The 26,658-nt window shown below is 67.3% G+C and carries 21 protein-coding genes and 1 riboswitch; of the genes, 12 read left to right on the forward strand and 9 right to left on the reverse strand.

Annotated features, from left to right (window positions below; all coding sequences use genetic code 11):
* Window positions 1–132 precede the first annotated feature (132 nt).
* Window positions 133–582 carry a DciA family protein gene (locus tag AC5P6X_RS17050; protein ID WP_005408086.1) on the reverse strand — a complete coding sequence of 150 codons (450 nt, stop codon included), beginning with the start codon at window positions 580–582 and terminating at the stop codon, window positions 133–135.
* A gap of 12 nt (window positions 583–594) precedes the next feature.
* Here AC5P6X_RS17050 and AC5P6X_RS17055 point away from each other — a divergent pair, with 12 nt between their 5' ends.
* The 3 genes from AC5P6X_RS17055 (at window position 595) to AC5P6X_RS17065 (ending at window position 5,621) form a co-directional block, all read left to right on the forward strand.
* Entirely contained in the window at window positions 595–1,551 is a 957-nt protein-coding gene (locus tag AC5P6X_RS17055; RefSeq protein ID WP_005408087.1) for a M23 family metallopeptidase, read from the forward strand.
* Window positions 1,552–1,829: 278 nt separating this feature from the next.
* On the forward strand, window positions 1,830–4,562 hold the full coding sequence (secA, locus tag AC5P6X_RS17060; protein ID WP_005408088.1) for a preprotein translocase subunit SecA: 2,733 nt from the start codon (window positions 1,830–1,832) through the stop codon (window positions 4,560–4,562).
* Window positions 4,563–4,664: 102 nt separating this feature from the next.
* Window positions 4,665–5,621, forward strand: coding sequence for a Nudix family hydrolase (locus AC5P6X_RS17065; RefSeq protein ID WP_049451416.1), 957 nt, complete (start codon window positions 4,665–4,667; stop codon window positions 5,619–5,621).
* Between the two features lie 51 nt (window positions 5,622–5,672).
* On the opposite strand, the gene AC5P6X_RS17070 is transcribed toward AC5P6X_RS17065, so the two are convergent.
* Both AC5P6X_RS17070 and metF read right to left on the reverse strand, forming a co-directional pair.
* Window positions 5,673–6,257: a DUF4124 domain-containing protein gene (locus AC5P6X_RS17070; protein ID WP_049451417.1), complete on the reverse strand. Its 585-nt coding sequence runs from the start codon at window positions 6,255–6,257 to the stop codon at window positions 5,673–5,675.
* Between the two features lie 40 nt (window positions 6,258–6,297).
* Complete coding sequence (metF, locus tag AC5P6X_RS17075) at window positions 6,298–7,125, reverse strand: methylenetetrahydrofolate reductase [NAD(P)H] (protein ID WP_012479162.1); 828 nt, start codon at window positions 7,123–7,125, stop codon at window positions 6,298–6,300.
* 203 nt (window positions 7,126–7,328) lie between these two features.
* On the opposite strand from metF, the gene AC5P6X_RS17080 reads away from it, so the two are divergent.
* The 3 genes from AC5P6X_RS17080 to AC5P6X_RS17090 are packed head-to-tail and all read left to right on the forward strand — an operon-like array spanning window position 7,329 to window position 10,054.
* On the forward strand, window positions 7,329–8,255 hold the full coding sequence (locus tag AC5P6X_RS17080) for an alpha/beta fold hydrolase (protein WP_099605838.1): 927 nt from the start codon (window positions 7,329–7,331) through the stop codon (window positions 8,253–8,255).
* Between the two features lie 24 nt (window positions 8,256–8,279).
* Window positions 8,280–9,326 carry a sensor histidine kinase gene (locus AC5P6X_RS17085; protein WP_099605852.1) on the forward strand — a complete coding sequence of 349 codons (1,047 nt, stop codon included), beginning with the start codon at window positions 8,280–8,282 and terminating at the stop codon, window positions 9,324–9,326.
* Entirely contained in the window at window positions 9,323–10,054 is a 732-nt protein-coding gene (locus tag AC5P6X_RS17090) for a LytR/AlgR family response regulator transcription factor (protein ID WP_005408094.1), read from the forward strand. The genes AC5P6X_RS17085 and AC5P6X_RS17090 overlap by 4 nt, the downstream gene beginning before the upstream one ends.
* Before the next feature lie 6 nt (window positions 10,055–10,060).
* On the opposite strand, the gene AC5P6X_RS17095 is transcribed toward AC5P6X_RS17090, so the two are convergent.
* Complete coding sequence (locus AC5P6X_RS17095) at window positions 10,061–11,578, reverse strand: amidohydrolase family protein (RefSeq protein ID WP_099605839.1); 1,518 nt, start codon at window positions 11,576–11,578, stop codon at window positions 10,061–10,063.
* Between the two features lie 137 nt (window positions 11,579–11,715).
* On the opposite strand from AC5P6X_RS17095, the gene AC5P6X_RS17100 reads away from it, so the two are divergent.
* Entirely contained in the window at window positions 11,716–12,273 is a 558-nt protein-coding gene (locus AC5P6X_RS17100; protein ID WP_099605840.1) for a DUF3228 family protein, read from the forward strand.
* Window positions 12,274–12,348: 75 nt separating this feature from the next.
* Here AC5P6X_RS17100 and AC5P6X_RS17105 read toward each other — a convergent pair whose 3' ends face one another.
* The 3 genes from AC5P6X_RS17105 to ahcY all read right to left on the reverse strand — a co-directional run bounded on the left by AC5P6X_RS17105 (window position 12,349) and on the right by ahcY (window position 14,953).
* On the reverse strand, window positions 12,349–12,834 hold the full coding sequence (locus AC5P6X_RS17105; RefSeq protein ID WP_049451421.1) for a hypothetical protein: 486 nt from the start codon (window positions 12,832–12,834) through the stop codon (window positions 12,349–12,351).
* Window positions 12,834–13,307: a Cys-tRNA(Pro) deacylase gene (ybaK, locus tag AC5P6X_RS17110; RefSeq protein WP_049451422.1), complete on the reverse strand. Its 474-nt coding sequence runs from the start codon at window positions 13,305–13,307 to the stop codon at window positions 12,834–12,836. The genes AC5P6X_RS17105 and ybaK overlap by 1 nt, the downstream gene beginning before the upstream one ends.
* 200 nt (window positions 13,308–13,507) lie before the next feature.
* Window positions 13,508–14,953 (reverse strand): adenosylhomocysteinase, encoded by a 1,446-nt coding sequence (ahcY, locus tag AC5P6X_RS17115; protein ID WP_004154241.1) that lies wholly within the window; start codon window positions 14,951–14,953, stop codon window positions 13,508–13,510.
* A 36-nt stretch (window positions 14,954–14,989) separates the two neighbouring features.
* A riboswitch (S-adenosyl-L-homocysteine riboswitch) is annotated at window positions 14,990–15,073 on the reverse strand.
* 120 nt (window positions 15,074–15,193) lie between these two features.
* Between ahcY and AC5P6X_RS17120 the strand changes: the two genes are divergently transcribed.
* A complete protein-coding gene (locus AC5P6X_RS17120) occupies window positions 15,194–17,710 on the forward strand; it encodes a S9 family peptidase (RefSeq protein ID WP_099605841.1) in 2,517 nt (838 codons plus the stop codon).
* 172 nt (window positions 17,711–17,882) lie between these two features.
* Window positions 17,883–20,594 carry a phosphoenolpyruvate carboxylase gene (ppc, locus tag AC5P6X_RS17125; RefSeq protein WP_495215538.1) on the forward strand — a complete coding sequence of 904 codons (2,712 nt, stop codon included), beginning with the start codon at window positions 17,883–17,885 and terminating at the stop codon, window positions 20,592–20,594.
* Window positions 20,595–20,681: 87 nt separating this feature from the next.
* Here the strand turns inward: ppc and AC5P6X_RS17130 are convergent, their stop codons facing one another.
* Together AC5P6X_RS17130 and metK are read right to left on the reverse strand one after the other, a co-directional pair.
* Entirely contained in the window at window positions 20,682–21,188 is a 507-nt protein-coding gene (locus AC5P6X_RS17130) for an acyl-CoA thioesterase (RefSeq protein ID WP_005412266.1), read from the reverse strand.
* 160 nt (window positions 21,189–21,348) lie between these two features.
* The gene (metK, locus tag AC5P6X_RS17135; RefSeq protein WP_005408103.1) at window positions 21,349–22,560 is read right to left on the reverse strand and encodes a methionine adenosyltransferase; all 1,212 of its coding nucleotides are present in this window, start codon (window positions 22,558–22,560) and stop codon (window positions 21,349–21,351) included.
* A 325-nt stretch (window positions 22,561–22,885) separates the two neighbouring features.
* Between metK and olsF the strand changes: the two genes are divergently transcribed.
* The 3 genes from olsF to AC5P6X_RS17150 all read left to right on the forward strand — a co-directional run bounded on the left by olsF (window position 22,886) and on the right by AC5P6X_RS17150 (window position 26,618).
* Complete coding sequence (gene olsF, locus AC5P6X_RS17140; RefSeq protein ID WP_099605843.1) at window positions 22,886–24,601, forward strand: bifunctional ornithine lipid synthase OlsF; 1,716 nt, start codon at window positions 22,886–22,888, stop codon at window positions 24,599–24,601.
* Window positions 24,598–25,398, forward strand: coding sequence for a UDP-2,3-diacylglucosamine diphosphatase (locus AC5P6X_RS17145; protein ID WP_043035375.1), 801 nt, complete (start codon window positions 24,598–24,600; stop codon window positions 25,396–25,398). The genes olsF and AC5P6X_RS17145 overlap by 4 nt, the downstream gene beginning before the upstream one ends.
* 161 nt (window positions 25,399–25,559) lie before the next feature.
* Window positions 25,560–26,618, forward strand: a complete 1,059-nt coding sequence (locus AC5P6X_RS17150) for a metal-dependent hydrolase (RefSeq protein WP_049451427.1) — start codon at window positions 25,560–25,562, stop codon at window positions 26,616–26,618.
* Window positions 26,619–26,658 lie beyond the last annotated feature (40 nt).

Genomic DNA, 26,658 nt, shown 5'->3' on the forward strand with positions numbered 1-26,658 from the left:
AATTTAACGCAGTTTTAACAACAATCTAACGACAGGCCCCCGGATGGCAGCTAGGATGCGACCCGGCCCCCGAAATGTTTCACGCCGTGGTGACACGCGCGACGGGGAGCGGAGCCGGATGCTCCGTTGTCGTCAGGACCGCTTCTTCGGCTTCGAAGGAACGTCCTGCAGGCAAGCCAAGGCGTCGCGTAGCCCTTTGTGCGTGGCGGCTGAAACTGCGTGGGGTCCATTCCGGTTGTCGAGCGCTGGGGAGCGCGTGGGAGTGGGAGACGCAGTCTTGATGGTCACCCTGGTGGCCTTCAGCCCGATGGAACGGGCCGCGTCGAGCAACTGGGCTTCGGCAAGCCGCAACTTGGCATGCCAGACCGGGGACTCGACGAGAAAAACGAGGTGTTCCCCGTCCACATTGGCCAGCCGGCAACGGCTGCGCAGAGGTGGCGGCAACTGGGGGCGCAACTGACGGTCCAGCGCGTCGAGCCACAAGGCACGCCGCAGCGGGTTCCCGCTTTTGTCCGCCATCACCGCATCCAGCGCCGGCTTCGGCACTGACGCGGGGCGAACGCTGGATTTCGGCTCAGACATGAAAACTCACTGATGGCATTCAAAAAGATCGTAATCAAAACGCGTGAAGGACAGGCCAAGTCGTCGCCGATCGCGCGTTTGCGGTTCTATTTCGAGGACCGCCCCCGCGCCCTGCTGGGCAGCGTGCTCGGGGTAGGCTGCATTATCGGCCTTGCTGGCGGCATTGGCGCCAGCGCGCTGAATGATTCCCGGCTGCAGGCCAAGGTCGAGCGCCAGGATGCGGAACTGGCCAAGGTCAAGCGCGATGCGCAGACCCAGGTCAACGCGCTGGCGGCACGCCTCGGCGAGCTGCAGGCGCAGGCTACCCGCCTGAACGCCCTTGGCGAACGGCTGACCCAGATGGGCAAGCTGGAAGACGGCGAGTTCGACTTCAACGAGACCCCTGGCCTCGGTGACGGCGATGCCGGCGGCCCGACCAGCGACATCCCGGTCAAGGACGTCAACGCCGACTTACAGGTGCTGGAGCAGCGTTTCGCTGCTTCAGGCCGCCAGTTGTCGGTGATGGAATCGCTGATGTTCGACCACCAGCTGCAGCAGAACGCCGTGCCGTCGCGCATGCCGATCCGCAACAGCTACGTGACCTCCGGCTTCGGCACCCGTGCCGACCCGTTCGGCCGCGGTGCCGCCACCCACAAGGGCATGGACTTCCACGCCAAGGTCGGCGACCCGGTGATGGCCGTGGCCGAAGGCGTGGTCAGCTTCGCCGGCGTGAAGGGCGGCTACGGCAACGTGGTCGATGTCGACCACGGTAATGGCTACGTCACCCGCTACGCGCACAATTCGCGCCTGGTGGTGAAGGCCGGTGACCTGGTCCGTGCCGGGCAGGAAGTGGCCAAGGCCGGTTCCACCGGCCGTTCGACCGGCGCCCACGTGCACTTCGAGGTGTGGGAGAACGGCAACGTGGTCAACCCGCGCAAGTTCCTCGGCGACGGCGGCAACACGCCGGTCGGCCGCATCAGCCGCGGCTGATGCCCGGGTCGGATCCCTTCCGCGCCGCGGGAGGGCTCTGACCCGATGCGGTTGATCTGGTAGTGCCGGCCGCTGGCCGGCAACCTCATGATCTTCGGCAGCATCGCGGGTCACCGGCCAGCGGCCGGCACTACCCCTCGGGGTTGAAACCTCAGCCGCCCGTCCCAAGCTACAATGGGTGTTGCCATCGACAGGGCGCCAGGCGCCCTGTTTCGTTTGCGGCGGACGGATCCCAAGGGGGAGGCCGGGCGTCGTGTCCATCCAACCCGGTTCCTTCAATGATCAACAGCCTGCTTACCCGCGTATTTGGCAGTCGTAACGAACGACAGCTGCGCCAGCTCAACCGCATCGTCGCCAAGATCAATGCGCTGGAGCCGGAGATCGAGAAGCTTTCCGACGAGCAGCTTCAGGCCAAGACGCCGGAGTTCAAGCAGCGCATCGCTGACGGTGAAGCCCTGGACAAGGTGCTGCCGGAAGCCTTCGCGGTCTGCCGCGAAGCCGGCCGCCGCGTGCTGGGCATGCGCCACTACGACGTGCAGCTGATCGGCGGCATGGTGCTTCACCTGGGCAAGATCGCAGAAATGCGCACCGGTGAAGGCAAGACCCTGGTGGCGACCCTGCCGGTGTACCTCAACGCGCTGGAAGGCAAGGGCGTGCACGTGGTCACCGTGAACGACTACCTGGCCCGCCGCGACGCCGCGCAGATGGGCAAGCTGTACAACTGGCTGGGCCTGAGCGTGGGCGTGGTCTACCCGGGCATGCCGCACAGCGACAAGCGCGAAGCCTACGCCGCCGACATCACCTACGGCACCAACAACGAATTCGGCTTCGACTACCTGCGCGACAACATGGCGCTGTCCAAGGCCGACCGCTACCAGCGCGGCCTGCACTACGCCATCGTCGACGAAGTCGACTCCATCCTGATCGACGAAGCGCGTACCCCGCTGATCATCTCCGGCCCGGCCGACGATTCCCCGGAGCTGTACATCCGTGTCAACCGCGTCGTGCCGCACCTGGTCAAGCAGGAAGCGGAAGACGGCGAGGGCGACTTCTGGGTCGACGAGAAGGGCAAGCAGGTGCACCTGTCCGAAGCGGGCATGGAGCACGCCGAGCAGCTGCTGGTGGAAGCCGGCATCCTCAACGGCGAAACCGAAGGCCTGTACGCGGCGCAGAACCTGACCGTGGTCCACCATCTCAACGCCGCCCTGCGCGCGCACGCGATCTACCAGCGTGACGTTGACTACATCGTGCGCGACGGCGAAGTGGTCATCGTCGACGAGTTCACCGGCCGTACCCTGGCCGGCCGCCGCTGGTCCGATGGCCTGCACCAGGCGGTGGAAGCGAAGGAAGGCGTGCCGGTCCAGCGCGAGAACCAGACGCTGGCGAGCATCACCTTCCAGAACCTGTTCCGCATGTACAAGAAGCTGTCCGGCATGACCGGCACGGCCGATACCGAAGCCTTCGAGTTCCAGAGCATCTACGGCCTGGAAGTGGTGGTGATCCCGACCAACCGCCCGACCATCCGCAAGGACAGCCCGGACCAGGTGTTCCTCAACCGCAAGGGCAAGTTCAATGCGGTGCTGGCCGACATCGAAGAGTGCGCCAAGCGCGGCCAGCCGGTGCTGGTCGGTACCACCTCGATTGAAACTTCGGAAATGCTGTCCGAGCACCTGAGCAAGGCCGGTGTGAAGCACGAAGTGCTCAATGCCAAGCAGCACGACCGCGAAGCGACCATCGTCGCCAACGCCGGCCGTCCGGGCGCGGTGACCATCGCCACCAACATGGCCGGCCGTGGTACCGACATCGTGCTGGGCGGTTCGCTGGAAGCAGAGCTCCACGCGCTGGGCGAGGACGCGACCGACGAGCAGAAGGCCGCAGTCAAGGCCGACTGGCAGAAGCGCCACGAGGCAGTGAAGGCGGCGGGCGGCCTGCACATCGTCGGCACCGAGCGCCATGAGTCGCGCCGTATCGACAACCAGTTGCGTGGCCGTTCGGGCCGCCAGGGTGACCCGGGTTCGTCCCGCTTCTACCTGTCGCTGGAAGACAATCTGATGCGCATCTTCGCCTCCGACTGGGTGCAGAAGGCCATGCGCATGATGGGCATGAAGGAAGACGACGTCATCGAAGACCGCCTGGTCAGCCGCCAGATCGAGAAGGCGCAGCGCAAGGTCGAGGCCCACAACTTCGACATCCGCAAGAACCTGCTGGACTTCGACGACGTCAACAACGACCAGCGCAAGGTGATCTACGCCCAGCGCGACGAACTGCTGGACGCCGAGTCGGTGAAGGACAACGTCGACGGCATCCGCGACGATGTGATCTTCGACGTGGTGGCCCGCTTCGTGCCGCCGAACTCGATCGACGAGCAGTGGGACCTGCGTGGCCTGGAAGCGACCCTGGAGTCGGACTTCGGCCTGCAGATGTCGCTGACCGACCTGGTCAAGGAACACGAGGAGCTGGACGCCGAGGCGATTGCCGCCAAGGTGCAGGAACGCGTCAACCAGCACTTCGCCGAGAAGGAAGCCGGCGTGGGCGAAGAAACCATGCGCGCGCTGGAGAAGCACGTGATGCTGACCGTGCTGGACCAGAGCTGGAAGGAGCACCTGGCGCGCATGGATTACCTGCGCCAGGGCATCTACCTGCGTGGTTACGCGCAGAAGCAGCCCAAGCAGGAATACAAGAAGGAAGCCTTCGAGCTGTTCTCGGACATGCTGGAAAACGTCAAGCGCGAAGTGGTGACCCTGCTGTCGCGCGTGCGCATCCGCAGCGACGAGGAAGTGCAGGCGCTGGAAGCGGCCGAACGCCAGCAGGCCGAAGCCCGCCTGAGCCAGTCGCAGTTCCAGCACCAGGACGTGGGCGGTTACAGCGCCGACGAGGAAGCCGCGCAGGTGCAGGCTGCCCAGCAGGGCGTGGCGCAGATGCAGCGCGACGAGCCGAAGATCGGCCGCAACGATCCGTGCCCGTGCGGCAGTGGCAAGAAGTACAAGCACTGCCACGGCCAGCTGAGCTGATGCCGAAGAGCCCCGCGAAAGCGGGGCTTTTCGTTTGTGGCAGGGGAGTTGCAGCGGATCCGTGATTGCGCCGGCCGCCCTGTTCTGGGCATGCTTCCCCCCATGCCTTCCCCCACCCGATCGATCCATGTCGTGGCCGCCGTCATCACCGACGCCCGTGGCCGCGTGCTGCTCAACCGCCGTACCGAGAACCGCGACATGGCCGGCCTGTGGGAGTTTCCCGGCGGCAAACGCGAATCCGGCGAGACCTCCGAACAGGCGCTGGTGCGCGAGCTGCGCGAGGAACTGGGCATCGAGGCCGATGTCGGCGAGTGGCTGATGGATGTGCCGCAGCGCTATCCGGACAAGCACCTGACCCTGGAGGTGCGCCACGTGCGCAGCTGGAAGGGGACACCGCGTGGGCGGGAGGGCCAGGCAATCACCTGGGTGGCGCCGGACAAGCTGGGCCGCTATTCAATGCCACCGGCCGACCTGCCGGTGGTGGCTGCCCTGCGCCAGCCCGACAGCTACCTGATCACCCCGGCGCCGGCCGATGATGAGGGCGGCGTGCAGCATTGGCATGAACAGCTGCAGCGCGTGGTGGCCGCGGGCCAGCAGCGCATCCAGCTGCGGTTGCCGACGGCGCATCCGCAGCGGCAGGCGATGGTCGAACAGGCCGTGCGCGCGCATCGTCGCAGTGGGGTGCAGTGGCTGCTCAATCGCGATATCGAACTGGCGCGTGCGTTGGGCGTGGGCGTACACCTGGGCAGCGAGCAGTTGCAGGAACTGTCGCAGCGTCCACTTCCCGAAGGCCAGCTGGTGGCCGCATCCTGCCACGACCTGCAGCAGCTGCAGGCCGCACAGCAGCTGGGCTGCGACTTCGCCGTGCTGGGCCCGGTGCAGGCCACGGCCAGCCATCCGGACGCGGTACCGCTGGGCTGGGATGCCTTCGCCGAGCTGCGCGCGCAGGTGTCACTGCCGATCTATGCGCTGGGCGGCGTGGGTCGCGGTCACATCGCCGAAGCGCGTCGCCATGGCGGGCAAGGCATTGCCGCCATTCGCGGGCTGTGGCCGGAGTGAGCCGGCATGCGGGGTCAGATCCCTGCGCAGCAGGGCTCTGACCCCTCCCGATCACAGCGTGATCCAGAAACACCCGTACTGCCGCCGCAATCCCAGCACCGTCGAGGCGCGCGCCACGCTGCCCGGCAACGTCTGCTCCAGGCGCAGGCCGACCGGATGGCGCACGGCCGGCGGCTCAGGGTCGGACCCCTGCGCAGCAGGGCTCTGACCCTCCTCCGGCTCTGCGACCTGGTCCTGCCACGGATACACCGGCACCACGTCCACCAGCGGCCGCCGCGCCAACGATTCCAGTTGGCCGAGAATGCGCTGCGCGCCCGCGTCGGACACCGAGCCCCACAGGTACAGTGAAGACAGCCGATTGACGTCGTTGCTGAGGATGCCGTTGCGCAATGCGTCCACGAGCTCGCTCAGCCGGCGCGGGCAACGTGCACCCAGCGTGTCGCGCGCTGCGGTATTGCCGGTGGGGGAGGGCGGCGGCAGCCGTGACCGTGCACCCACGCTGTCGCAGGGCCGGTCGGTATACACGCTCTGGCCCTGCGCATCGGTGCAGCGGTTCAGGCGCGTGGACTGTGCGTGGGCGACGCTCGACAGCACGCATAGCGGCAGCAGCAACAGCAGGAAGGAAAGCCGGATCATCCTCGCAGGGTAGCGCCGATCCGGTCCGCATGGCGTGCTTTCAGCCCCGTAGCAGTTTCAGCACCGAGGTGGTCGGCTTGGCCAGGTTCAAGGTGTAGAAGTGCAGGCCGGGCGCGCCGCCTTCGATCAGGCGCTGGCACAGCCGGGCCACCACTTCCGTGCCGAATGCACGTACCGACTCGGCGTCATCGCCGTAGGCCTGCATCTTGCGGCCGATCCAGCGCGGTATTTCCGCGCCGCACTGCTCGGAGAAGCGGCGCAGCTGGCTGAAGTTGGCGATCGGCATGATGCCGGGCGTGATCGGCACCTGCACGCCGAGCCGGCGCACTTCATCGACGAAGTGGAAGTAGGCATCCGGGTTGAAGAAGTACTGGGTGATCGCCGCATCGGCACCGGCATCGATCTTGGCCTTGAAGTGCTTCAGGTCAGCCAGCGCATCGGTCGCCTGCGGATGCGTTTCCGGATACGCGCCCACTTCGATGTGGAACGCATCGCCATGCTCGGTGCGGATGAAGTCGATCAGCTCGGCGGCGTAGCGCATGTCGCCGGGGAAGCCCATGCCCGAGGGAAGGTCACCGCGCAGCGCGACCAGGCGACGGCAGCCGATGGCGCGGTACAGCTTGAGCAGTTCGCGGATCTCCTGGCGGGTGCCGCCCACGCACGACAGGTGCGGCGCGGCATCGAAGCCATGGTGCTGGTTGAGGTGGCGCACGGTCTCGGAGGTGTAGCTCAGGGTCGAGCCACCGGCGCCGAAGGTACACGACACGTATTCGGGGGCGTAGTCCTTCAGCTTGGCCGCAGCACGGTCCAGCTGGCTGCGCTGTTCGTCGGTCTTGGGCGGATAGAACTCGAAGCTGATGGCGGTCATGGCGCGGATGGCGGCGGTCGGTGCGAAGCAGTATATCTCTTCATCAAGATGGATTCTTGAAGATTGCGTGAGAGCCCGCCGTCCCCGGCCCGCGACCGTTCGCCCCGCCGTGCGGCCGCTGCTCCGAAATCGCAACCGGGGTGCCTCCGCCAGGCCCACGCTGCTCCCATCCCGGCACCACCCACCCAATGAAGGAGCAGACGATGAAGATCTTCCTGGCACTCTGGTACGCAATGAAGGCCCTGGCCCGGCTGGCGATGATCGGCATGGCGATGGCCGTGCTCGGTTCCGGCTCGGCGCATGCGGCGGCCGCCACCGGCACCGGCAAGGTGCAGGTCGAGGTGGTCGGCAAGGGCCGTCCACTGCTGATGATCCCCGGTCTTAACAGCAGCGCCGAGGTCTGGCGCGAGACCTGCCTGGCGCTGAAGGACGTGCAGTGCCATCTGGTGCAGCTGCCGGGCTTTGCCGGCGCTGCGCCCGCCGACCCGCGCCCGGCCGAATTCCTGCCGGCCATGCGCGGGCAGCTGCTGGCCTACCTGCATGACCAACAGCTGGGCCCGGTGGTGGTGATCGGCCACAGTCTTGGCGGCCTGCTGGGGCTGCAGATGGCGCAGGCCGAGCCGAAGGCAGTCAGTGCGCTGGTGGTGGTCGACGCATTGCCGTTCCTGCCGGCCGCGCGTGACCCGAACGCCACCTCAGACAGCGTGCGGCCAATGGCTGACCAGCTGCGCAAGGGCATGCTCGCCGCCGATGCCGCGCAGTGGCAGGCGCAGCTGAAGGCCGGCCTGCCGGGCATGACCCGCGATCCGCAGCGGCAGGCCGAGCTGGGGCGCTGGGGCGAAGCCAGCGACCGCCAGACCACCGCTGACGCCATGCATGCGGTAATGACCACCGACCTGCGTGACAGCATCGCCTCGATCACCGCACCGACGCTGGTGCTGGGCAGCTGGGCCGGCTACCAGCCGATGGGCGGCACCGAGGACAGCACGCGCGCGGTGTTCCAGGCGCAGTACGCGAAACTGCAGGGCGTGCAGATCGCGATGAGCGCGCAGGGTTTCCACTTCCTGATGTGGGATGATCCGCGCTGGCTGCGCGGTCAGGTGCAGGCCTTCCTCGACCACCACCACTGAGTTTCAACACGCCTCGGAATGGACATGCCGGATTCCTCCTCGACGGTACGCTTCTGGCTGCTCAATGCGCTGGTGTGGGCGCTCTATGGTGTTGCCGGAATCGGCCTGCGCCAGGCCTATTTCAGCGATGCCGGAAGCGCAGGCGTGTTGATCACGCTGGGCCTGGCGTTGGCCCTGTTCGGGTGCAGCGGTGCCATCCGCGCGCTGGCGCTGCGTGCCGACTGGTGGGCGCGCGGCACGGCCGGGCTGTTGCTGCGGCTGGCGCTGTCGGTGGCATTGGGCGCGGCAGTGGCGCAGCTGCTGGTGAACATCGCGCTGCGCTCGGCGCTGGCCTGGAACTGGGTGAGCCTGGGGCGGCAGACAGCCGACTTCAGCCCCAAGGCGCTGCTGCTCTACTGGTACACCACTGCGGTGATGCTGGCCCTGTGGGCAGCGCTCTGGGCAGGCCTGCACAGCCTGCGCCGGATACGCAGTGCGGAACTGGCGCGCCTGCGTGCCGAGGCCGAGCGCAGCGCGCTGGAGCGCGATGCACTGCGTGCACGGCTCAACCCGCATTTCATGTTCAATGCGCTGAACAACCTGCGTGCGCTGATCCTGGAAGACCCGGAGCGTGCGCGCGACATGGTCACCCGCCTGTCGCGCACGCTGCGCCAGGCGCTGGCACACAACCGCAGCGAGCAGGTCACCCTGGCCGAGGAACTGGTGGTCGTGGACGACTACCTGGCCATCGAGGCAGTCCACTTCGAACAGCGCCTGCAGGTAAGCCAGCACATTGATGCCGATGCCCTGCAGGCACAGCTGCCGGCGATGGCGCTGCAGTTGCTGGTGGAGAATGCGATCAAGCATGGCATCGCCAGCCGCCCGGGCGGCGGTGAGATGCAGATCCGCGCCACGCTGGACAATGATGTGCTGCGTCTGCAGGTCGACAATCCGCTGGGCGGCGTCAGCGAGCCAGCCCATGGCCATGGCGTCGGCCTTGCCTACCTGCGTGCGCAGCTCGGCACGCAGGGTCGTTTCACCCTGCAGCCGGTCGGCGACCGCATGCAGGCCCTGCTGGAGATTCCGCAATGAGTGGCGTGCTGCGTGTGTTGATCGTTGATGATGCACGGCTGGCGCGGCAGGAGCTGCGCACGCTGTTGTCGGCGCTGCCGTGGGTGCAGTGCGTGGGCGAAGCAGACGATGTGCCCGCTGCACGCGAGGCGATCGCCACACTGGCGCCGGACCTGGTGCTGCTGGATGTGCAGATGCCCTCCGGCAGCGGCTTCGATGTGCTGGATGGGCTGGAGACGGTGCCGGCGGTGGTCTTCGTTACTGCCTACGACACCTACGCGGTGCGCGCCTTCCAGGCCAATGCGCTGGACTATCTGGTAAAGCCCGTCGAGGCGCCGCGCTTGCTGGAAGCGTTGCAGCGGGCGCGCCAGCGCGAGGTGGTGGCGGGCGAAACGCCGGAGCCGCGCAGCACGCTGGGCGCGCAGGACCAGGTGTTCGTGCGCGAGGGCGAACGCTGCTGGTTCGTCGCGGTCTCGGAGATCCGTCGGCTGGTGGTGGATGGCAACTACACACGGCTATGGTTCCGCGACCAGAACGCCCTGCTGACCCGCAGCCTGAGCGCGCTGGAAGCACGCCTGCCGCCGGAGTTGTTCTTCCGTGCCAACCGCAACACGCTGGTCAACCTGCGCCGCATCCGAGGCGTGACGCCCAGCATCGCTGATGGCTACGACCTGGCGCTGGACGACGGCAGCGAGGTGGAGGTATCGCGGCGGCAGGCACGTGAACTGCGCGAGCGGATGGCGTTGTAGCTGCCGCTACAGCTCGGCACTGACCGGGCTGGTGATGAATCCCCACAGCAGGCGTGCCATCACTGCGGGCGAGCGTGCCTGCCTGCGCGCATAAGTCTGTAGCGCATCCAGCCGCGGGCGGTCATAGAGGTGGCCGGCCAGCAGCACGGCATGCACGCGGCGGGTATTGGCGATGTCGTGCAGCGGGTTGCCATCAAGCAGCACCAGGTCTGCGGCTTTGCCGACCTCGACGCTTCCATGCGATGCCTGCCGTTGCAGATGACGTGCGGCCTGCAGCGTAGCTGCGCGCAGCACGTCGGCCTGGCTCAGGCCGGCCTGTCGCAGCCACTGCAGTTCATCGTGGTAGCGGAAGCCGCCCAATCCGGTATCGGTGCCGACCAGCACGGTGACGCCGGCACGATGGGCCGCACCGGTGAGAGCCAGGCCATGCTCGAAGTAGGTCTTCAGTGCGTCTTGGCCGCGTCGGCCGGGATAGCGCGCTGCGGTGGCCTGCAGGTCATCACGCCACGCCCAGCGTGAAAGCGGGTCCAGATAGGCCAGGCGCGGATCGTCGACGAAGGCGGGGTCGCTTGCGCGTGCATCTTCTTCGCGGGTGACATGGGTCGGTACGAACGCGGCACCGCTGGCCTGCATCAAAGCGAACGCCTTGTTGCAGAGCGTGGGCTGATAGCTGGCAACCATGCGTTCGGCCAATACGATCGGGTATTCGCCGTCGAGCGTGCCACCGCGCCATGCCGCCGCGTTGTCGAAGCAGTGGCGCACGAACAGATGGGCGTGCTCGAAGCTGCGCTGGCCCGCCTGCACCGCGTCGTCCAGAGGCACCGCCTTGGGCAGGTGGCCGACCAACGGACGGCGCAGCTGCTGCGCCTCGGTGGCCAGCCGCTGATAGGTGTCCGCACGCAGCCGGTTGTAGACCTTCAACGCGTCGACCCCGCGCGCGCTGTACGTCCGTGCACGCGCAGCGGCGGCCTCCGGCGTGAGTGACGGATCTTCGAAGTAGAAACTGGCGATCTGTACGAAGCGCGGTGCAACCTGCTGCCCGGCAATGGCCTGTGCGGTCCAGCGGCGCTTGTCGGCCACGCAGGCGATCAGCGGATCGGTGGTCTGCGGGCAGTCCATCATGTCGCGGGTGCCGGTGATGCCGTTGGCCAGCATCAGCGGGAACTGCAGCTGCGGCGACAATTGCAGTGCATGGGTGTGCATGTCCCAGAAACCGGGCAGCAGCCAGCGGCCGCCGGCGTCGAGCACGGGAAGCCGCGCGTCCTGCGGATCTTCCCCAATGGCAGTGATGGTGCCGTGGCGCACTGTCACGGTGGTGGGTTCGCTGACCTGGCCGCGCGCCACGTCCACCACCCGCGCGTTGACGATCACGCGGCTGTTGCCCGGCTCGGGCAACGGCGGAGCCGACAGCGGCCAGAGCAGAGCGGCGGCGAACAGCAATGGCGGCGCCAGCAGGAGGATGACCAGTACAATCGGCCACTGCCGACGGTGGGCGGAACGGGGCAATGCGCATGCTGCATCCATGAGCCGGCGATCCTTGTAGTGGGTCGCCCGCAGGGTGCTGCAAGCGGGACGCTGGCGCCAGTGACCATCGGCATCCGGCCCTGTCTGCCTCCGGGGCGGTTACCCTGTGCAGCAGAACTCCTGATCACACCCGCGCCATGTCCATCGTTCTCACCGATTTCGCCCGTCCCCGCCTGTTCCCGCGCGTGCCGCGTGGCAACACCATCCAGGACTGCACTGCCGAGCAGTTCGAGGCACACCTCAATGCGCATGCGCCGCTGAAGGTGCTGGATGGCTACGCGCCGTTCTGCAAGCTGTTCGTCTACGAGAACTGGACCAGCACGCGCTGCCTGACCGTACCGATCACCGAGGCCAACCGCCACCTGCTGCGCAGTGGTTACGAAGCGCGCAACCGCGAGGAACTACCGGTGCTGGTGCGCTGGTTCGAGGGCGTGGAATCACCGCGTGCGAGCTACCTGGTGGTGATCCTGTACAGCGCCGAGCAGCTGGCCAGGGAAGGCTCGCCGATCGAGGCCGACTGGGGCATCGTCGGCTGCATCTACACCGCCGAACCGCAAGAGGTACCGATGGCACCGATCACGATGATGCGCAATGCGCTGGGCGTGGACGAGGGCGGATCCGGCGTGCCGCTGGACCGCGAAGCCTACCGGCGTTCCGTCGAGTTCTGGGAGAACAACGCGAACTGGCGGCCGTGAGCAACATTTGTCATCCACGCATCGCGTGAATGTGCGGACCGCAGTAGAGCCACGCCATGCGTGGCCGCTTGGCCTTCAGGCAGCTTTCCATTCCCACCACGGGTAATGGTACTCGCGGTCGATGGCCTGCCAATGCTGGCCGCATTGCGTGCAGGCAACGGTGTGGCAGTCGCCCCAGCAGCCCTCAGCCTCTTCCACCGAGAGCAGCTGCATCTGTCCTTGTTCAATCAGGCGACGGGGATCGAAGAACGGGTAGCCGGGGTTGAGCGCGCACAGGCAACCCTCGCGTGCACGCCAGTAACGCAGCCGACGCAGGGCGGCCTTCAGATACGCCTGGTTGCTGATCAGCATGCCGCCAAGCGCGATGCCCTGGCAGCGTTGTTCGATCAGATCCACATGTGCGCTCAACGCGTCCAACGATGAGGCACTGAACAGTCGTGCGACCGTACGTGCGGCATCGGTGATGCGCGTTGCGTCGCGCGACAACAGGGCCTGCAGCAGCACATCGGCCTGTGCATCGTCGAGCCGGGGTATCGGCGCTGCAGACCACGGCCAGCGCATCAGCGTGACTTGCCGATGGCGGCGTAGTGGCCGGCGGTGAGGCGCAGCAGATCGGTGGGTACCAGTTCCACTTCCAGGCCACGGCGTCCGGCGCTGACATGCAGCGCGGGCAGCGCTTCGGCACTGGCGTCCAGGAAGGTGCGCAGGCGCTTCTTCTGCCCGAGCGGGCTGATGCCACCCACCAGGTAACCGGTTGCGCGCTGCGCGGCGTCAGCAGCAGCCATCTCGCACTTCTTGCAGCCGGCGGCTTCGGCCAGTGCCTTCAGGTCCAGCTGGCCGGCCACCGGCACGATCGCCACCAGCAGTTCGTGTGTCTCGGTGCTGGCCAGCAGGGTCTTGAACACCTGGGCCGGATCGAGGCCGAGCTTGTCCACGGCTTCGCCGCCATAGGATTCGGCGTGGGCGTCGTGCACGTAGCTGCGCACGGTGTGGGCGATCTTCTCGCGCTTGAGCAGGTTGATGGCCGGGGTCATGGCTGCATCGTAGCGCGCACTGGGCGCGTTGCCTTGACCGAAGCTACTGCCGGAGCATCCACGCATGGCGTGGATCTACCAGTGGGGACTGGATGCGGGGTGTACGACCACGCGCAAACGCAGAACGGACGCCCGAAGGCGCCCGTTCCGTGTGTTGCATGCACCGGTGGTGCCGGCCGCTGGCCGGCACCCCGCAGGCATCAGTAGCGGTAGTGGTCCGGCTTGAACGGGCCTTCCACCGGCACGCCGATGTAGTCGGCCTGTTCCTGGCTCAGGGTGGTCAGCTTCACGCCGATCTTTTCCAGGTGCAGGCGGGCCACTTCCTCGTCCAGCTTCTTCGGCAGCAGGTAGACCTTCTTCTCGTAGCTGTCCTTGTTCGCCCACAGGTCGATCTGTGCCAGGGTCTGGTTGGCGAAGCTGTTGGACATCACGAAGCTCGGGTGGCCGGTGGCGCAGCCCAGGTTCACCAGGCGGCCTTCGGCCAGCAGGAAGATCGCGTTGCCGTTCGGGAAGATGTACTTGTCCACCTGCGGCTTGATGTTGACGTGCTTGATGCCGGCGAACGACACCAGCGCATCGACCTGGATCTCGTTGTCGAAGTGGCCGATGTTGCAGACGATGGCCTGGTCCTTCATCGCGCTCAGGTGCTCGATGCGGATGATGTCCTTGTTGCCGGTGGTGGTGACGTACAGGTCGGCACGGCCCAGGGTCGATTCGATGGTGTTGACTTCATAGCCTTCCATCGCCGCCTGCAGGGCGCAGATCGGGTCGATCTCGGTGACGATCACGCGCGCGCCGTAGGCACGCAGCGAGGCCGCGCAGCCCTTGCCGACGTCGCCGTAACCGCAGACCACGGCCACCTTGCCGGCCAGCATCACGTCCATCGCGCGCTTCAGGCCGTCGGCCAGCGACTCGCGGCAGCCGTACAGGTTGTCGAACTTGCTCTTGGTGACCGAGTCGTTGACGTTGATCGCCGGGATCAGCAGGGTGCCGGCCTGGGCCAGCTGGTACAGGCGGTGCACGCCGGTGGTGGTCTCTTCGGAGACGCCCTTCCAGTCCTTGACCACGCGGCCCCAGTAACCCGGGCGTTCCTTGGCGACGCGCTTGAGCAGGTTCTTGATGACCTGTTCTTCGTGCGAGGAGGAGGCGGTGTTGACCCAGTCGCTGCCGTTTTCCAGCTCGTAGCCCTTGTGGATCAGCAGGGTCACGTCACCGCCGTCGTCCACCACCAGCTCCGGGCCGGTCAGGGTGCCATCGGCCAGGGTGAAGGTCAGCGCGTCCAGGGTGCAGTCCCAGTACTCTTCCAGGGTCTCGCCCTTCCAGGCAAACACCGGGGTGCCGGTGGCCGCAATGGCGGCAGCGGCGTGGTCCTGGGTCGAGAAGATGTTGCACGAGGCCCAGCGCACGTCGGCGCCGATGTCCTTCAGGGTCTCGATCAGCACCGCGGTCTGGATGGTCATGTGCAGCGAGCCGGTCACGCGCACGCCCTTCAGCGGCAGCTCGGCCTGGTACTTGCGGCGGATCGACATCAGGCCCGGCATTTCGTGCTCGGCGATGTCCAGTTCCTTGCGGCCCCAGTCGGCCAGCGTGATATCGCGGATCTTGTAGTCACCTTCGGTGGAGAAGGTCTTGGCAACAGCGTTCATTCGTGTGCTCCGGTTGTGGACGAGCGGGTGCTCGCATCTAGCCGGGCGCCGTTGTTACAAAGCCACCTTACCGAGCCTGGCCGGGCCTCGTGGGATCCGGTCGCAGCGCCCCTCGGCAGGGGAGAACCCCCATTATATCGCGGCCCCGGCATGACATCGGCATGACCCAACCATCGGCAGATGGGGCCGCGTGCACGGCCTGTTAAGGTCGGTGTTTTCACGCATCACACAGGTGGAACGATGAGCATGCACGCGCGCCGCACACGGCGCTGGACCGGCCTGGTCCTGTCGATGGGGCTGCTGGCGGTGGCCCCGCTGGCTTGGGCGGCCGCCTCGCAGCCAGCTCCGGCGCAGGCGCAGGGCGTCAATGGCTACGAACTGCCATCGGCCGCACTGCAGGCAGTGGTCGACGCCCCGCGCGCGCCGTCGTTGTTCCTGTCGCCGCGCCGCGACGTGGCCGCGATGATGCAGATGCCGTCGCTGCCTTCGATCCAGGTGGTGGCGCAGCCGGAACTGAAGCTGGCTGGCCTGCGCATCAACCCGCGCACGTTCTCCGACAGCCGCTTCAGCTTCGGCGAGAAGCTGTGGCTGATGAACGTGGCCGACGGCAAGGAGCGGCAGATCAGCGGCCTGCCGGCCAAGCTGTCGATCGCCAGTGTGATGTGGTCGCCGGACCAGAAGTGGCTTGCCTTCAACCAGGTCGACGCTGCCAGTGGCGCCAATGAACTGTGGCTGGTGGACGTGGCCGGCGGCAGCGCCCGCCGCTTGGTTGCCGGCCTGAACACGGTGATCGGCAGCGGCTACCAGTGGTTGCCGGACAGCCGCGGCCTGGTGGTGTTCACGCGCCCGGCCAACCTCGGTGCGGCCCCGGCCGCCGATGGCATTCCGACCGGCCCGGCCGTGCAGCAGACCAGCCAGGGCGGCGGCGTGGTGTCGATCCGTACCTACCAGGACCTGCTGAAGAACGAGGCCGACGCACGCCAGTTCGACTACTACGCCACTACCCAGCCAATGGAAGTCGGCCTGGATGGCAGCACCCGCGCGATCGGCGCGGCCGGCATCTTCATGGGCTTCTCGGTGTCGCCGGATGGCCGCTTCGTGCTGCGCCAGCCGGTGCAGCGCCCGTACTCCTACGTGGTGCCGGTGAGCAGTTTCCCGCGCCGCATCGAAGTGATCGACCGTGCCAGCGGCAAGCTGGTGCACACCGTCGCCGTTCGCCCGCTGGTGGAAGGGCTGCCGACCGGCAACGATGCCGAAGTGACCGGCGTGCGCGACATCCGCTGGCGCGGTGATGCCGACGCCACTCTGGTCTGGGCCGAAGCGCAGGACGGCGGCGACCCGAGCAGGGAGGCCAAGGTGCGCGATGCGGTGCTGATGCAGGCCGCGCCGTTCGACAAACCGCCAGTCACCCTGGCCCAGCTTGGCAGCCGTCTGGCCGGCATCAGCTGGGGCCGCGGTGACCTGGCCCTGCTGACCGAATCGTGGTGGAAGACCCGCAGGACCAAGACCTGGCTGATCGCCCCGGACAACGCCGGTGCCGAGCCGCGCCTGCTGTGGGATCGTGACGCGCAGGACCGCTATGCCGATCCGGGCCGGCCGCTGCTGGCCAGTGACGAGCGGGGCCGTTCGCTGCTGCAGACCAGCCCCGATGGCAGCAGCCTGTACCTGGCCGGTGCCGGTGCTTCGCCGGAAGGCGACCGTCCGTTCGTGGACCGCTTCGACATCGCCACGGGCAAGGCAACGCGCCTGTTCCACTCGCAGGCGCCGAGCTATTCGCTGCCGGTGGCGTTGCTGGACGACCAGGCCAGCTCGCTGCTGCTGAGCCGCGAGAGCCCGGATGAGCCGGCCAACTTCTACGTGCAGTCGCTGGCCGATGCCGGTGCTGCACCGCGCGCGCTGACCCATTTCGCGCACCCGCTGCCGCAGTTGAAGGGCATGCAGAAGGAGCAGATCCGCTACAAGCGCAAGGATGGGGTCGACCTGACCGCGACCCTGCTGCTGCCGCCGGGCTACGACCCCAAGCGGGACGGCCCGCGGCCGCTGCTGATGTGGGCCTACCCGGGTGAGTTCAAGAGCGCGGCTGCGGCCAGCCAGGTGACCGATTCGCCGTACCGCTTCAACGCGGTCAGCTACTGGGGCCCGCAGGCGTTCCTGGCCAAGGGCTATGTGGTGCTGGCCAGCCCGTCGATGCCGATCATCGGTGAGGGCGACAAGGAGCCGAACGACACCTACATCGAACAGCTGGTGGCCAACGCGCAGGCAGCGGTGGATGAGGTGGTGCGCCGTGGCGTGACCGATCGCGATCACATCGCCATCGGCGGCCATTCCTACGGTGCGTTCATGACCGCCAACCTGCTGGCACACACCCGCCTGTTCAAGGCCGGCATCGCCCGCAGCGGCGCCTACAACCGCACGCTCACCCCGTTCGGCTTCCAGGCCGAGGAACGCAACTACTGGCAGGCACAGGAGGTCTACCAGAAGATGGCGCCGTTCAACTACGCCGACAGGATCAAGGATCCGATCCTCTTCATCCACGGCGTGGACGACAACAACTCCGGCACCTTCCCGATCCAGAGCGAGCGCATGTTCGCCGCTGTGAAGGGCCTGGGCGGCACCGCGCGGCTGGTGATGCTGCCCAACGAATCGCATGCCTACCGCGCACGCGAATCGATCATGACCATGCTGGCCGAGAGCGAGCGCTGGCTGGAGCAGACCATCGGCCCGGCCGAGCAGGGCAAGGCGAAGAAGAAGCGCTGACGTGACCCGGTAGTGCCGGCCGCTGGCCGGCAACCTCATGGAGCCATGCAACCTGAGGTTGCCGGCCAGCGGCCGGCACTACCAGATGAAACCATTTTTGCATCGCAGCACGACGCCCGATCTGGGATAGGCTTGGGGCCTGGATCCGTTGACCGAGGCCTGTGCGTCGCCGATGAACGAGTACCGCAGCAGCATCGAATTTGCTTCTCCCGATCTTCCGCTTCGCGATGATGTGCGCCGGCTTGGCGCACTGGTCGGCGACCTGCTGGTCGAACAGGTGTCGGCCGCGTTTCTTGATGACGTCGAGGACGTGCGTACCCGTGCCATCGCCCGCCGCGAGAACCAGGCGCCGCTGTCGGAGCTGGCCGATGGCCTGGCCGGGCGCACGCCGCAGCAGGCCGAGACCATGGTGCGGGCGTTCAGCACCTACTTCCAGGTGGTCAACATCGCCGAGCGCGTGCATCGCATCCGCCGCCGCCGTGACTACCAGCGCGCCGGTACCGCGGGTGCGCAGCCGGATGGCCTGCAGGATGCACTGCAGCACCTGAAGGCGCAGGGCGTGGGCCTGGACGAACTGGCGCAGTGGCTGCCGCGCATCGACATCGAACCGGTGTTCACCGCGCACCCGACCGAAGCGGTGCGCCGTGCGCTGCTGGAGAAGGAACAGCTGATGGTGGCCAGCCTGGTCGACAACCTCGACGGCCAGCGCACCCCGGGTGAGGCCGCCGCCGATGCCGCGCGCTTCCGCATGGCGCTCACCGCGTCGTGGCAGACCACCGATTCCTCACCGGTGCGGCCGACCGTGGATGACGAGCGCGAGCACTTCGGCTTCTACCTGGTGCAGGTGCTGTACCGGGTGATCCCGGTGCTGTACGAATCGCTGCAGCAGGCGCTGCGCGATACCTATGGCGAAGAATTGCCGCTGCCGCGGCTGCTGCGCTTTGGTACGTGGGTGGGCGGCGACATGGACGGCAATCCGAACGTGGATGCCCACACCATCCGCAATACGCTGGATGCGCAGCGGCAGGCGGTGCTCGGGCGCTACCAGAAGGAACTGCTGCAGCTGGCCAGCCTGCTCAGCCAGTCCACCGAGCGGGTGGGTGTCAGTGATGCGCTGCAGGCACGCGTGGCGCAGTACCAGCAGCTGCTGCCGCAGGTGCAGTCACGCCCGCGCCATGCCGACATGCCGTACCGCCTGCTCAACGACCGCATGCGCGCACGCCTGCAGGCGACGCTGGACGATGGCGAGGGCGCCTACGCCGGCCCCGCTGAACTGATCGACGACCTGCAGCTGATCCTCGACAGCCTGCGGGCCAATCGTGGCGAACATGCCGGCGGCTTCGCCGTGCAGCGCCTGCTGTGGCGGGTGAAGACGTTCGGCTTCCATCTGGCGCGGTTGGATGTGCGCCAGGAATCGAGCGTGCATGCGCGTGCGCTGGCGACGGCGCTGGGCGGCGAAGAGGCCTGGCAGGCGCTGGATGCGGTGGGCCGTGCGCGGCTGCTGAGCCCGCATGCCAGCGGTGAAACGGCATTGCCCAACGGCGACGACGAGGGCAACCAGCGGCTGGATGCGGTGTTCGCCGCGCTGGCCGATGCGCGTGCGCGGCATGGCTGCGATGCGCTGGGCAGCTACATCATCTCGATGGCGCACGACCGCAGCGACGTGCTGGCGGTGCTGGCGCTGGCACGCCGTGGCGGCCTGGTGGAAGAGAACGGATCAGTACCGCTGGATATCGCACCGCTGTTCGAGACGGTGGATGATCTCAAGTGCGGCACCGCGACCCTGCGTGACCTGCTGGCCGACCCGATCTATCGCGCGCATCTGCAGGCACGCGACGACGTGCAGATGGTGATGCTGGGCTATTCGGACAGCAGCAAGGACGGTGGCATCGCCGCCTCGCGCTGGGGCCTGCAGCGCGCGCAGGTGGAACTACTGGAGGTGGCGGCCGAGGCCGGCATCCGGCTGACCTTCTTCCATGGCCGTGGCGGCTCCATCAGCCGTGGCGGTGGGAAGACCACGCACGCGGTGGATGCTTCACCGCGCGGCAGCATTGATGGCCGCCTGCGGGTGACCGAGCAGGGCGAGGTGATTCATCGCAAATACGGCATCCGCGCGCTGGCCCTGCGCTCGCTGGAACAGGCCACCGGCGCGGTGCTGCGCGCCAGCCTGCGCCCGCGTGCCGCCGAGCCGCGCGAGGATGAGTGGCGACCGGTGATGGATGCAGTGTCATCGGCCAGCAGCGAGGTGTATCGCGCGTTCGTTGGCCAGGCCGGCTTCATGGATTACTTCCGTACCGCCACGCCGATCGATGTGATCGAACGGATGACGCTGGGCTCGCGTCCGTCGCGCCGGCTCGGCCAGGACGCAGCACTGGGCAACCTGCGTGCGATTCCCTGGGTGTTCGCCTGGAGCCAGGCGCGTGCCGTCATTCCCGGCTGGTACGGCGTAGGCAGCGGCCTGCAGGCGGCGGTGGATGCTGGCCATGAAGAGACGCTGCGCGAAATGGCGCGTGACTGGCCGTTCTTCCGCACCTTCCTGGATGACATCGCGATGGTGCTGTCCAAGGGCGATATCACCATCGCCGAGCAGTTCTCGCTGTTGTCGGGCGGCCTGCACGACCGCTTCTTCCCGCAGGTGCAGCGCGAACTGGAACTCACCCGGCACTGGCTGCTGGCATTGATGGACCAGCAGACGCTGCTGGACCACGATGCGCGACTGGCGCTGTCGATCCGCCTGCGCAATCCCTATGTCGATCCGATCAGCGTGCTGCAGGTGGACCTGCTGCAGCGCTGGCGGGCCAGCGGACGCGAGGATGACGATCTGCTGCGCGCGCTGGTGGCCTGCGTGAACGGTGTTTCGCAGGGTGTGCAGAACACCGGGTGAGGTGTCGCGGTAGTGCCGGCCGCTGGCCGGCAACCTCATGATGTCTGGCGGCACGCACGAGGTTGCCGGCCAGCGCCCGGCACTACCTCATTCCTCCGGCGACGGCGGGTTCGACGCCAGCAGTTCCAGATGGCGCTGCTCCATTTCCTGGCGCAGCTGGCGGCGGATCAGCGCAGCCGCCTGGCGGCGCTTTTCGTCCGAGGTGACCGGCTGCAAGGGTGGCACCGGCGTCGGCCGGCCTTCCTCATCCACCGCCACCATGGTGAAGAAGCAGCTGTTGGCGTGGCGCACGCTGCGCTTGAGGATGTCCTCGGCCACCACCTTGATGCCGATCTCCATCGACGAGGTGCCCGTGTAGTTCACCGATGCCAGGAAGGTGACCAGCTCGCCCACCGCGATGGGCTGGCGGAACATCACCTGGTCCACCGACAGGGTGACTACGTAGCTGCCGGCGTAACGGCTGGCGCAGGCGTAGGCGACCTGGTCGAGCAGGCGCAGGATCGCACCACCGTGGACCTTGCCGGAGAAATTGGCCATTTCCGGCGACATCAGCACGGTCATGGACAGCTGGTGGGTTTTCAGTTCGGTCGACATGCGGCGGATTGTATCGGCAACCGCGCGATTGTTTCCGGAGGCCTTGAAAAAGCCGGCCAGCGGCCGGCTCTACCAGAAAGCAGAAGGGCCGCTTGCGCGGCCCTTCTTCAAGGTCAGCCGACTAACAGTCGGCTCTACCGGTCGGCTCTACCCGCCGGCTTTACTTCAGCTTCGCATCGGCGCGCAGGGCGGCGGCGCGGTCGGTCTTCTCCCAGGAGAAGGCCGTGGCGTTGACGGTCTCGCCTTCGCCGTTGAGGTAGCTGAACTCCTTCGGCTTGCGGCCGAAGTGGCCGTAGGCCGCGGTCTGCTGGTACATCGGGTGGATCAGGTCCAGCATCTTGATGATGCCGTACGGGCGCAGGTCGAAGTGCTTGCGGATCAGCTTCTCGATCTTGTCGTCGCTGATCTTGCCGGTGCCGAAGGTGGTGACCGAGATCGAGGTCGGCTCAGCCACGCCGATGGCGTAGGAGACCTGCACTTCGCAACGGTCGGCCAGGCCGGCGGCAACCACGTTCTTGGCGACGTAGCGGGCCGCGTAGGCCGCCGAACGATCGACCTTGGACGGGTCCTTGCCGGAGAAGGCGCCACCACCGTGACGGGCCCAGCCGCCGTAGGTGTCGACGATGATCTTGCGGCCGGTCAGGCCGCAGTCGCCCACCGGGCCGCCGATCTCGAACTTGCCGGTCGGGTTGATGTGGAACTTGGTGCCCTTGTGCAGCCACTTGGCCGGCAGCACCGGCTTGATGATCTCTTCGCGGACGGCCTCGATGAGGTCCTTCTGCTTGATGCCCGGGGCATGCTGGGTCGACAGCACCACGGCGTCGATGGCCGAGACCACGCCGTTTTCATAGCGCAGGGTGACCTGGCTCTTGGCGTCCGGACGCAGCCACGACAGCGGCGAGTTCTTCTTCTTGCGGATCTTGGCCTGCTGCTCGACCAGGCGGTGCGACAGGTGGATCGCGGCCGGCATGTAGCTGTCGGTCTCGTTGGTGGCATAGCCGAACATCAGGCCCTGGTCGCCCGCGCCCATTTCTTCCGGCTTCTTGCGGTCCACGCCCTGGGCAATGTGCGGCGACTGCTTGCCGATCAGGTTCAGCACGCCGCAGGTGGCGCCGTCGAAGCCGACGTCGGAGCTGTCATAGCCGATGTCCGTGATGACCTTGCGGGTCAGGGCTTCCAGGTCGATCCAGGCGCTGGTGGTGATTTCACCGGCCACGATGGCAACGCCGGTCTTGACCATGGTCTCGCAGGCCACGCGGGCGCGCTGGTCCTGGGTCAGGATCGCGTCCAGCACCGCATCGGAGATCTGGTCGGCAACCTTGTCCGGATGGCCTTCGGAGACCGACTCGGAGGTGAAGAGATAGCTGGACATCAGGCGTAATATCCCTTGATTCGGATGGAAAGATGGGCGCGCATGATACACGGGGTGCGCCGCCTGTGCATTGTGAACCTGTACCGGTTGCCGGTGGTTAAGCCCGCGTAGGCCCGGCAAGGGCCGTCCTGACGGGATTGGGCCCCGGCCTCGAGGCCCAGTGTTCCACCAGCGTGACAGCGGGCCGGGTGCCGAGGGGGGGCGGTTGCGGCCCCCTCCGGCCGGGGACGACCGTCATCGTTCTGCCCCGAAACCGCCATCTGGCTGCCGCCTGCCGGGCGCAGGCTGTCGGCCAATACGGCCGCCGGGCATGAGTGGATCCGCCATGCAGGAACTTGAACAGCGTCTCCAGCAACGCTTTCCCGATTGGTTCCATGGCCGTCGTGGCCAACTGGCGCGGCCATTGCTGCGCAGCGTCGGGCGTTGGTCGCGGTTGGACCAGATCGATGCATTCCTGCAGCGCAGTGCAGGATTGCGCGGATTCGGCTTCGTCGCCGCCGGGCTGGAGTTCATCGATGGCCAGTACCAGGTGGATCCGGCCGCGTTGGCGAAGATCCCGGCCACCGGTCGCTTGCTGATCGTCGCCAACCACCCGTCCGGCGCACTGGACGCGCTGGCCCTGCTGGACGCGGTCGGCCGCATCCGCCGCGATGTGCGGATCGTGGCCAACGACCTGCTGGGGGCGATTGCGCCACTGCAGGACCTGCTGTTGCCGGTGCGCATCCTCGGTGGCAAGGCCCAGCGTGGCAGCCTGCACGCCGTGGAGGAGGCGTTGGCCGCCGAGCAGTGCGTGATCGTGTTCCCGGCCGGCGAGGTCTCGCGCCTCTCGCTGCGAGGCATCCGCGATGGTCGCTGGCAGCGCGGTTTCGTCCGCTTTGCCCGTGCCGCCGGCGCGCCGGTGCTGCCGGTACGGGTGGAAGCGCGCAACTCGGCGCTGTTCTACGGCGCCTCGACCCTGTTCAAGCCGGCCGGCACCGCGCTGCTGGCGCGCGAGATGTTCACCCGCCGCGGCCGCCCGCTGCGCCTGAGCATCGGTGAGCCGATGCAGCTGGGCAAGGGCGGTGACCCGGGCGCGCAGCTGCTGTCGGTACGCCGCGCGCTGTATGCGCTGGGCCGCAATGGCGCGGCCGGCAATGCCGCTGCCTTCGCAGGCCCCGAGCCGCTGGCGGCCCCGGTGCCACCCTCGCAGGTCGCCGCTGGGATTGCCGCAGCCACCCAGCTGGGCCAGACCGCCGACGGCAAGCAGATTCTGCTGGCCACTTGTACTGCCGATTCGCCGCTACTGCTGGAGCTGGGCCGCCTGCGCGAACTGACCTTCCGCCAGGTGGGCGAGGGCACCGGGCGCAGCCGGGACCTGGACGATTACGACCCGCAGTACGAGCACATCGTGATCTGGGACGCGGCCGCGCAGCGCATCGCCGGCGCGTACCGGATCATGCGCGGCGCCCATGCGCTGGCCCGGCACGGACTGTCCGGGCTCTACAGCGCGTCGCTGTTCCGCTATTCCGACGATGCCATCACCCACATCGCCGAAGGCCTGGAACTGGGCCGCAGCTTCGTGGTGCCCGACTACTGGGGCAGCCGCAGCCTGGACTACCTGTGGCAGGGCATCGGTGCCTACCTGCAGTGCCGGCCGGGTATCCGCTACCTGTTCGGCGCCGTGTCGATCAGCGCGGCGCTGCCACGCGATGCGCGCGAGCAGCTGGTGGCGTACTACCAGCGCTATTACGGCGGTACCGCCGGCCTGGCCGAATCGAACCGCCCGTTCCAGTACTTCGCCGCGCCGCCGAGTTTTGGCGAGCTGGATGCAGGCGCCGCGTTCGACGTGCTCAAGGCCAACCTGGCCGCACTCGGCACCGGCGTGCCGACGCTGTATCGCCAGTACACCGATCTGTGCGAACCCGGTGGCGCGCGCTTCCTCGCCTTCGGTGTCGACCCGGACTTCAGCGATTCGATCGACGGCCTGATCGAAGTGGACCTGTGCGCGATCCGGCCGAACAAGCGCAAACGCTACCTGCGCGATGCGGGGATGCCGGCATGAGCGTGCTGGCGAACCTGTCGCCGCACCGGCGCGCAGTGTTCGTCTCCGACGTGCACCTGGGTTCACGTCATTGCCATGCCACCGAACTGGCACGTTTTCTCTCGCAGCTGCGCTGTGAGCGTCTGTACCTGGTCGGTGACATCATCGACCTGTGGTGGATGGCCCATCGCCGTGCCAACTGGCGGCAGTCGCACAGCGAGGTCATCCAGGCCCTGCACGCGCTGCGCCGTGCCGGCACCGAGATCGTCTACATCCCCGGCAACCACGATGCCTCGCTGCGCCAGGTGTGCGGGCTGATGCTGCCAGCGATGCAGGTGCGCCGCCGCGCCATCCATGTGACCGCCGATGGCCGTCGCCTGCTTGTCGCGCACGGGGACGAGTACGACGGCGTGACCCACTTCGGCGGCCTGCAGGAAAAGTTCGGCGACTGGCTGTACTACCGCATCCTGACCGGCAACCAGGCGCTGAACGCGGTGCGGCGCCGGCTGGGCATGCGCTACTGGTCGCTGTCGGAATTCCTGAAGAAGCGCAGTGGTGCCGCCGAACGCTACATCGAGCGTTTCGTGCAGGCCGGGCTGGATGACGTGCGCCGGCGCGGACTGGATGGCATCGTCTGTGGTCACATCCATCGCGCTGCGTTGATCGAACGCGATGGCCTGGTCTATGCCAACGACGGCGACTGGGTGGAGAGCCTGACCGCACTGGCCGAAGACCATGATGGCGCGCTGCGCCTGCTGGACCACAATGGCCAGACTCTGGTGGAACTGCCGGGCGCGCGCTTGTCGCAGGCGGCGTAACCCGTTTCCGTAAAGTCGACTGTTCGTCAACTGTCGCGCGTAGCGCGTGGTTTCCGCAGCCTGATGGGAGAGCAGTCGACCAGCAGTCGACCAGCAGTCGACTCTACAGACGCGGTGTCCGGGAGTGAGACGGCGCGCCCGCAAGCCGCTAGCATCGGCCCATGGATTCCCTGACCCAGATCGTGCTCGGCGGCGCCGTCGCTGCTGCCATCGCTCCGCCCGGCCATCGCCGCGCGGCCCTGCTGGCCGGTGCCGCGCTCGGCACCCTGCCGGACCTCGATGCCCTGTGGTTGGGCTTCACCGCCGCCGACCCGGTGGCGAACATGATCGAGCACCGCAGCTTCAGCCATTCGCTGCTGGTGCTGCCCTGGGTGGCGGCACTGATCTGGTGGTTGTTCAAGCGCTTCGGCAACGGCCGCGTCGCGCAGTCACCGGTGCGCTGGTTCTGGGCAATCCAGCTGGCGCTGGTCACCCATCCCGTGCTGGATGCGTTCACCGTCTACGGCACCCAGTTGTGGTGGCCGCTGCGCCCACACCCGACCATGGGTTCCAGTGTCTTCATCATCGATCTTGGCTACACGGTGTGGCTGCTGCTGGGTTGCGTGCTGGCCTGGTTTGGCCGCGCCCGCCCCTGGGCTGGCAAGGTGCTGGGCGTGGCGTTGCTGCTCAGCAGCGCCTACCTGGGCTGGGGCCTGATCGCAAAGGCCCAGGTCGACCGTGCTGCCCAGCAGAGCCTGGCGGCGATGGGTCTGGGCGATGCACCGCGCTTCTCGGTGCCGATGCCGTTCAACACCCTGCTGTGGCGCGTGGTGGCGATGACGCCGAACGGCTACGTGGTGGGCGACCGCTCGCTGGTGGCCGACCATGGACCGATGCAGTTCGAAGGCCATGCGTCCAATGTGCAGGCGTTGCGCGAAGCAGGGAGCATCCCTGCAGTGCAGCAGCTGACGTGGTTCAACCGGGGCTTCATGCGTGCACAGGTGGTGGATGGGCGGCTGGTGCTGAGCGACCTGCGCATGGGGCTGGAGCCCGACTACACCTTCAACTTCGCCGTGGCCGAGCAGGTCGACGGGCAGTGGCGACCGATCACGCCGGAGCAGGTGCGGACGGATTACAGCAGCCCGACCGCGCGCGCGGATGCCGGGCGCCGGCTGGCGGCGATGTGGCAGCGGATCTGGCACGAGCCGGCAGCCTCAGGGACTGGTGCGGCGCACCCGTAGATCCACGCCATGCGTGGATGGCGGGACCATCGGCAGTGCT

It is taken from the genome of Stenotrophomonas sp. YJH_SMC_40 (genome assembly GCF_059368615.1).

What these genes read in the sequence shown, in the direction of transcription:
- AC5P6X_RS17150 (WP_049451427.1), top strand. Translation starts at nt 25,560, where the DNA reads ATGGATTCCCTGACCCAGATCGTGCTCGGCGGCGCCGTCGCTGCTGCC.
- AC5P6X_RS17090 (WP_005408094.1), top strand. Translation starts at nt 9,323, where the DNA reads ATGAGTGGCGTGCTGCGTGTGTTGATCGTTGATGATGCACGGCTGGCG.
- AC5P6X_RS17145 (WP_043035375.1), top strand. Translation starts at nt 24,598, where the DNA reads ATGAGCGTGCTGGCGAACCTGTCGCCGCACCGGCGCGCAGTGTTCGTC.
- AC5P6X_RS17065 (WP_049451416.1), top strand. Translation starts at nt 4,665, where the DNA reads ATGCCTTCCCCCACCCGATCGATCCATGTCGTGGCCGCCGTCATCACC.
- AC5P6X_RS17055 (WP_005408087.1), top strand. Translation starts at nt 595, where the DNA reads ATGGCATTCAAAAAGATCGTAATCAAAACGCGTGAAGGACAGGCCAAG.
- secA (WP_005408088.1), top strand. Translation starts at nt 1,830, where the DNA reads ATGATCAACAGCCTGCTTACCCGCGTATTTGGCAGTCGTAACGAACGA.
- AC5P6X_RS17085 (WP_099605852.1), top strand. Translation starts at nt 8,280, where the DNA reads ATGCCGGATTCCTCCTCGACGGTACGCTTCTGGCTGCTCAATGCGCTG.
- AC5P6X_RS17130 (WP_005412266.1), bottom strand. Translation starts at nt 21,188, where the DNA reads ATGTCGACCGAACTGAAAACCCACCAGCTGTCCATGACCGTGCTGATG.
- ppc (WP_495215538.1), top strand. Translation starts at nt 17,883, where the DNA reads ATGAACGAGTACCGCAGCAGCATCGAATTTGCTTCTCCCGATCTTCCG.
- AC5P6X_RS17120 (WP_099605841.1), top strand. Translation starts at nt 15,194, where the DNA reads ATGAGCATGCACGCGCGCCGCACACGGCGCTGGACCGGCCTGGTCCTG.
- AC5P6X_RS17095 (WP_099605839.1), bottom strand. Translation starts at nt 11,578, where the DNA reads ATGGATGCAGCATGCGCATTGCCCCGTTCCGCCCACCGTCGGCAGTGG.
- AC5P6X_RS17070 (WP_049451417.1), bottom strand. Translation starts at nt 6,257, where the DNA reads ATGATCCGGCTTTCCTTCCTGCTGTTGCTGCTGCCGCTATGCGTGCTG.
- metF (WP_012479162.1), bottom strand. Translation starts at nt 7,125, where the DNA reads ATGACCGCCATCAGCTTCGAGTTCTATCCGCCCAAGACCGACGAACAG.
- AC5P6X_RS17100 (WP_099605840.1), top strand. Translation starts at nt 11,716, where the DNA reads ATGTCCATCGTTCTCACCGATTTCGCCCGTCCCCGCCTGTTCCCGCGC.
- olsF (WP_099605843.1), top strand. Translation starts at nt 22,886, where the DNA reads ATGCAGGAACTTGAACAGCGTCTCCAGCAACGCTTTCCCGATTGGTTC.
- ybaK (WP_049451422.1), bottom strand. Translation starts at nt 13,307, where the DNA reads ATGACCCCGGCCATCAACCTGCTCAAGCGCGAGAAGATCGCCCACACC.
- ahcY (WP_004154241.1), bottom strand. Translation starts at nt 14,953, where the DNA reads ATGAACGCTGTTGCCAAGACCTTCTCCACCGAAGGTGACTACAAGATC.
- AC5P6X_RS17080 (WP_099605838.1), top strand. Translation starts at nt 7,329, where the DNA reads ATGAAGATCTTCCTGGCACTCTGGTACGCAATGAAGGCCCTGGCCCGG.
- metK (WP_005408103.1), bottom strand. Translation starts at nt 22,560, where the DNA reads ATGTCCAGCTATCTCTTCACCTCCGAGTCGGTCTCCGAAGGCCATCCG.
- AC5P6X_RS17050 (WP_005408086.1), bottom strand. Translation starts at nt 582, where the DNA reads ATGTCTGAGCCGAAATCCAGCGTTCGCCCCGCGTCAGTGCCGAAGCCG.
- AC5P6X_RS17105 (WP_049451421.1), bottom strand. Translation starts at nt 12,834, where the DNA reads ATGCGCTGGCCGTGGTCTGCAGCGCCGATACCCCGGCTCGACGATGCA.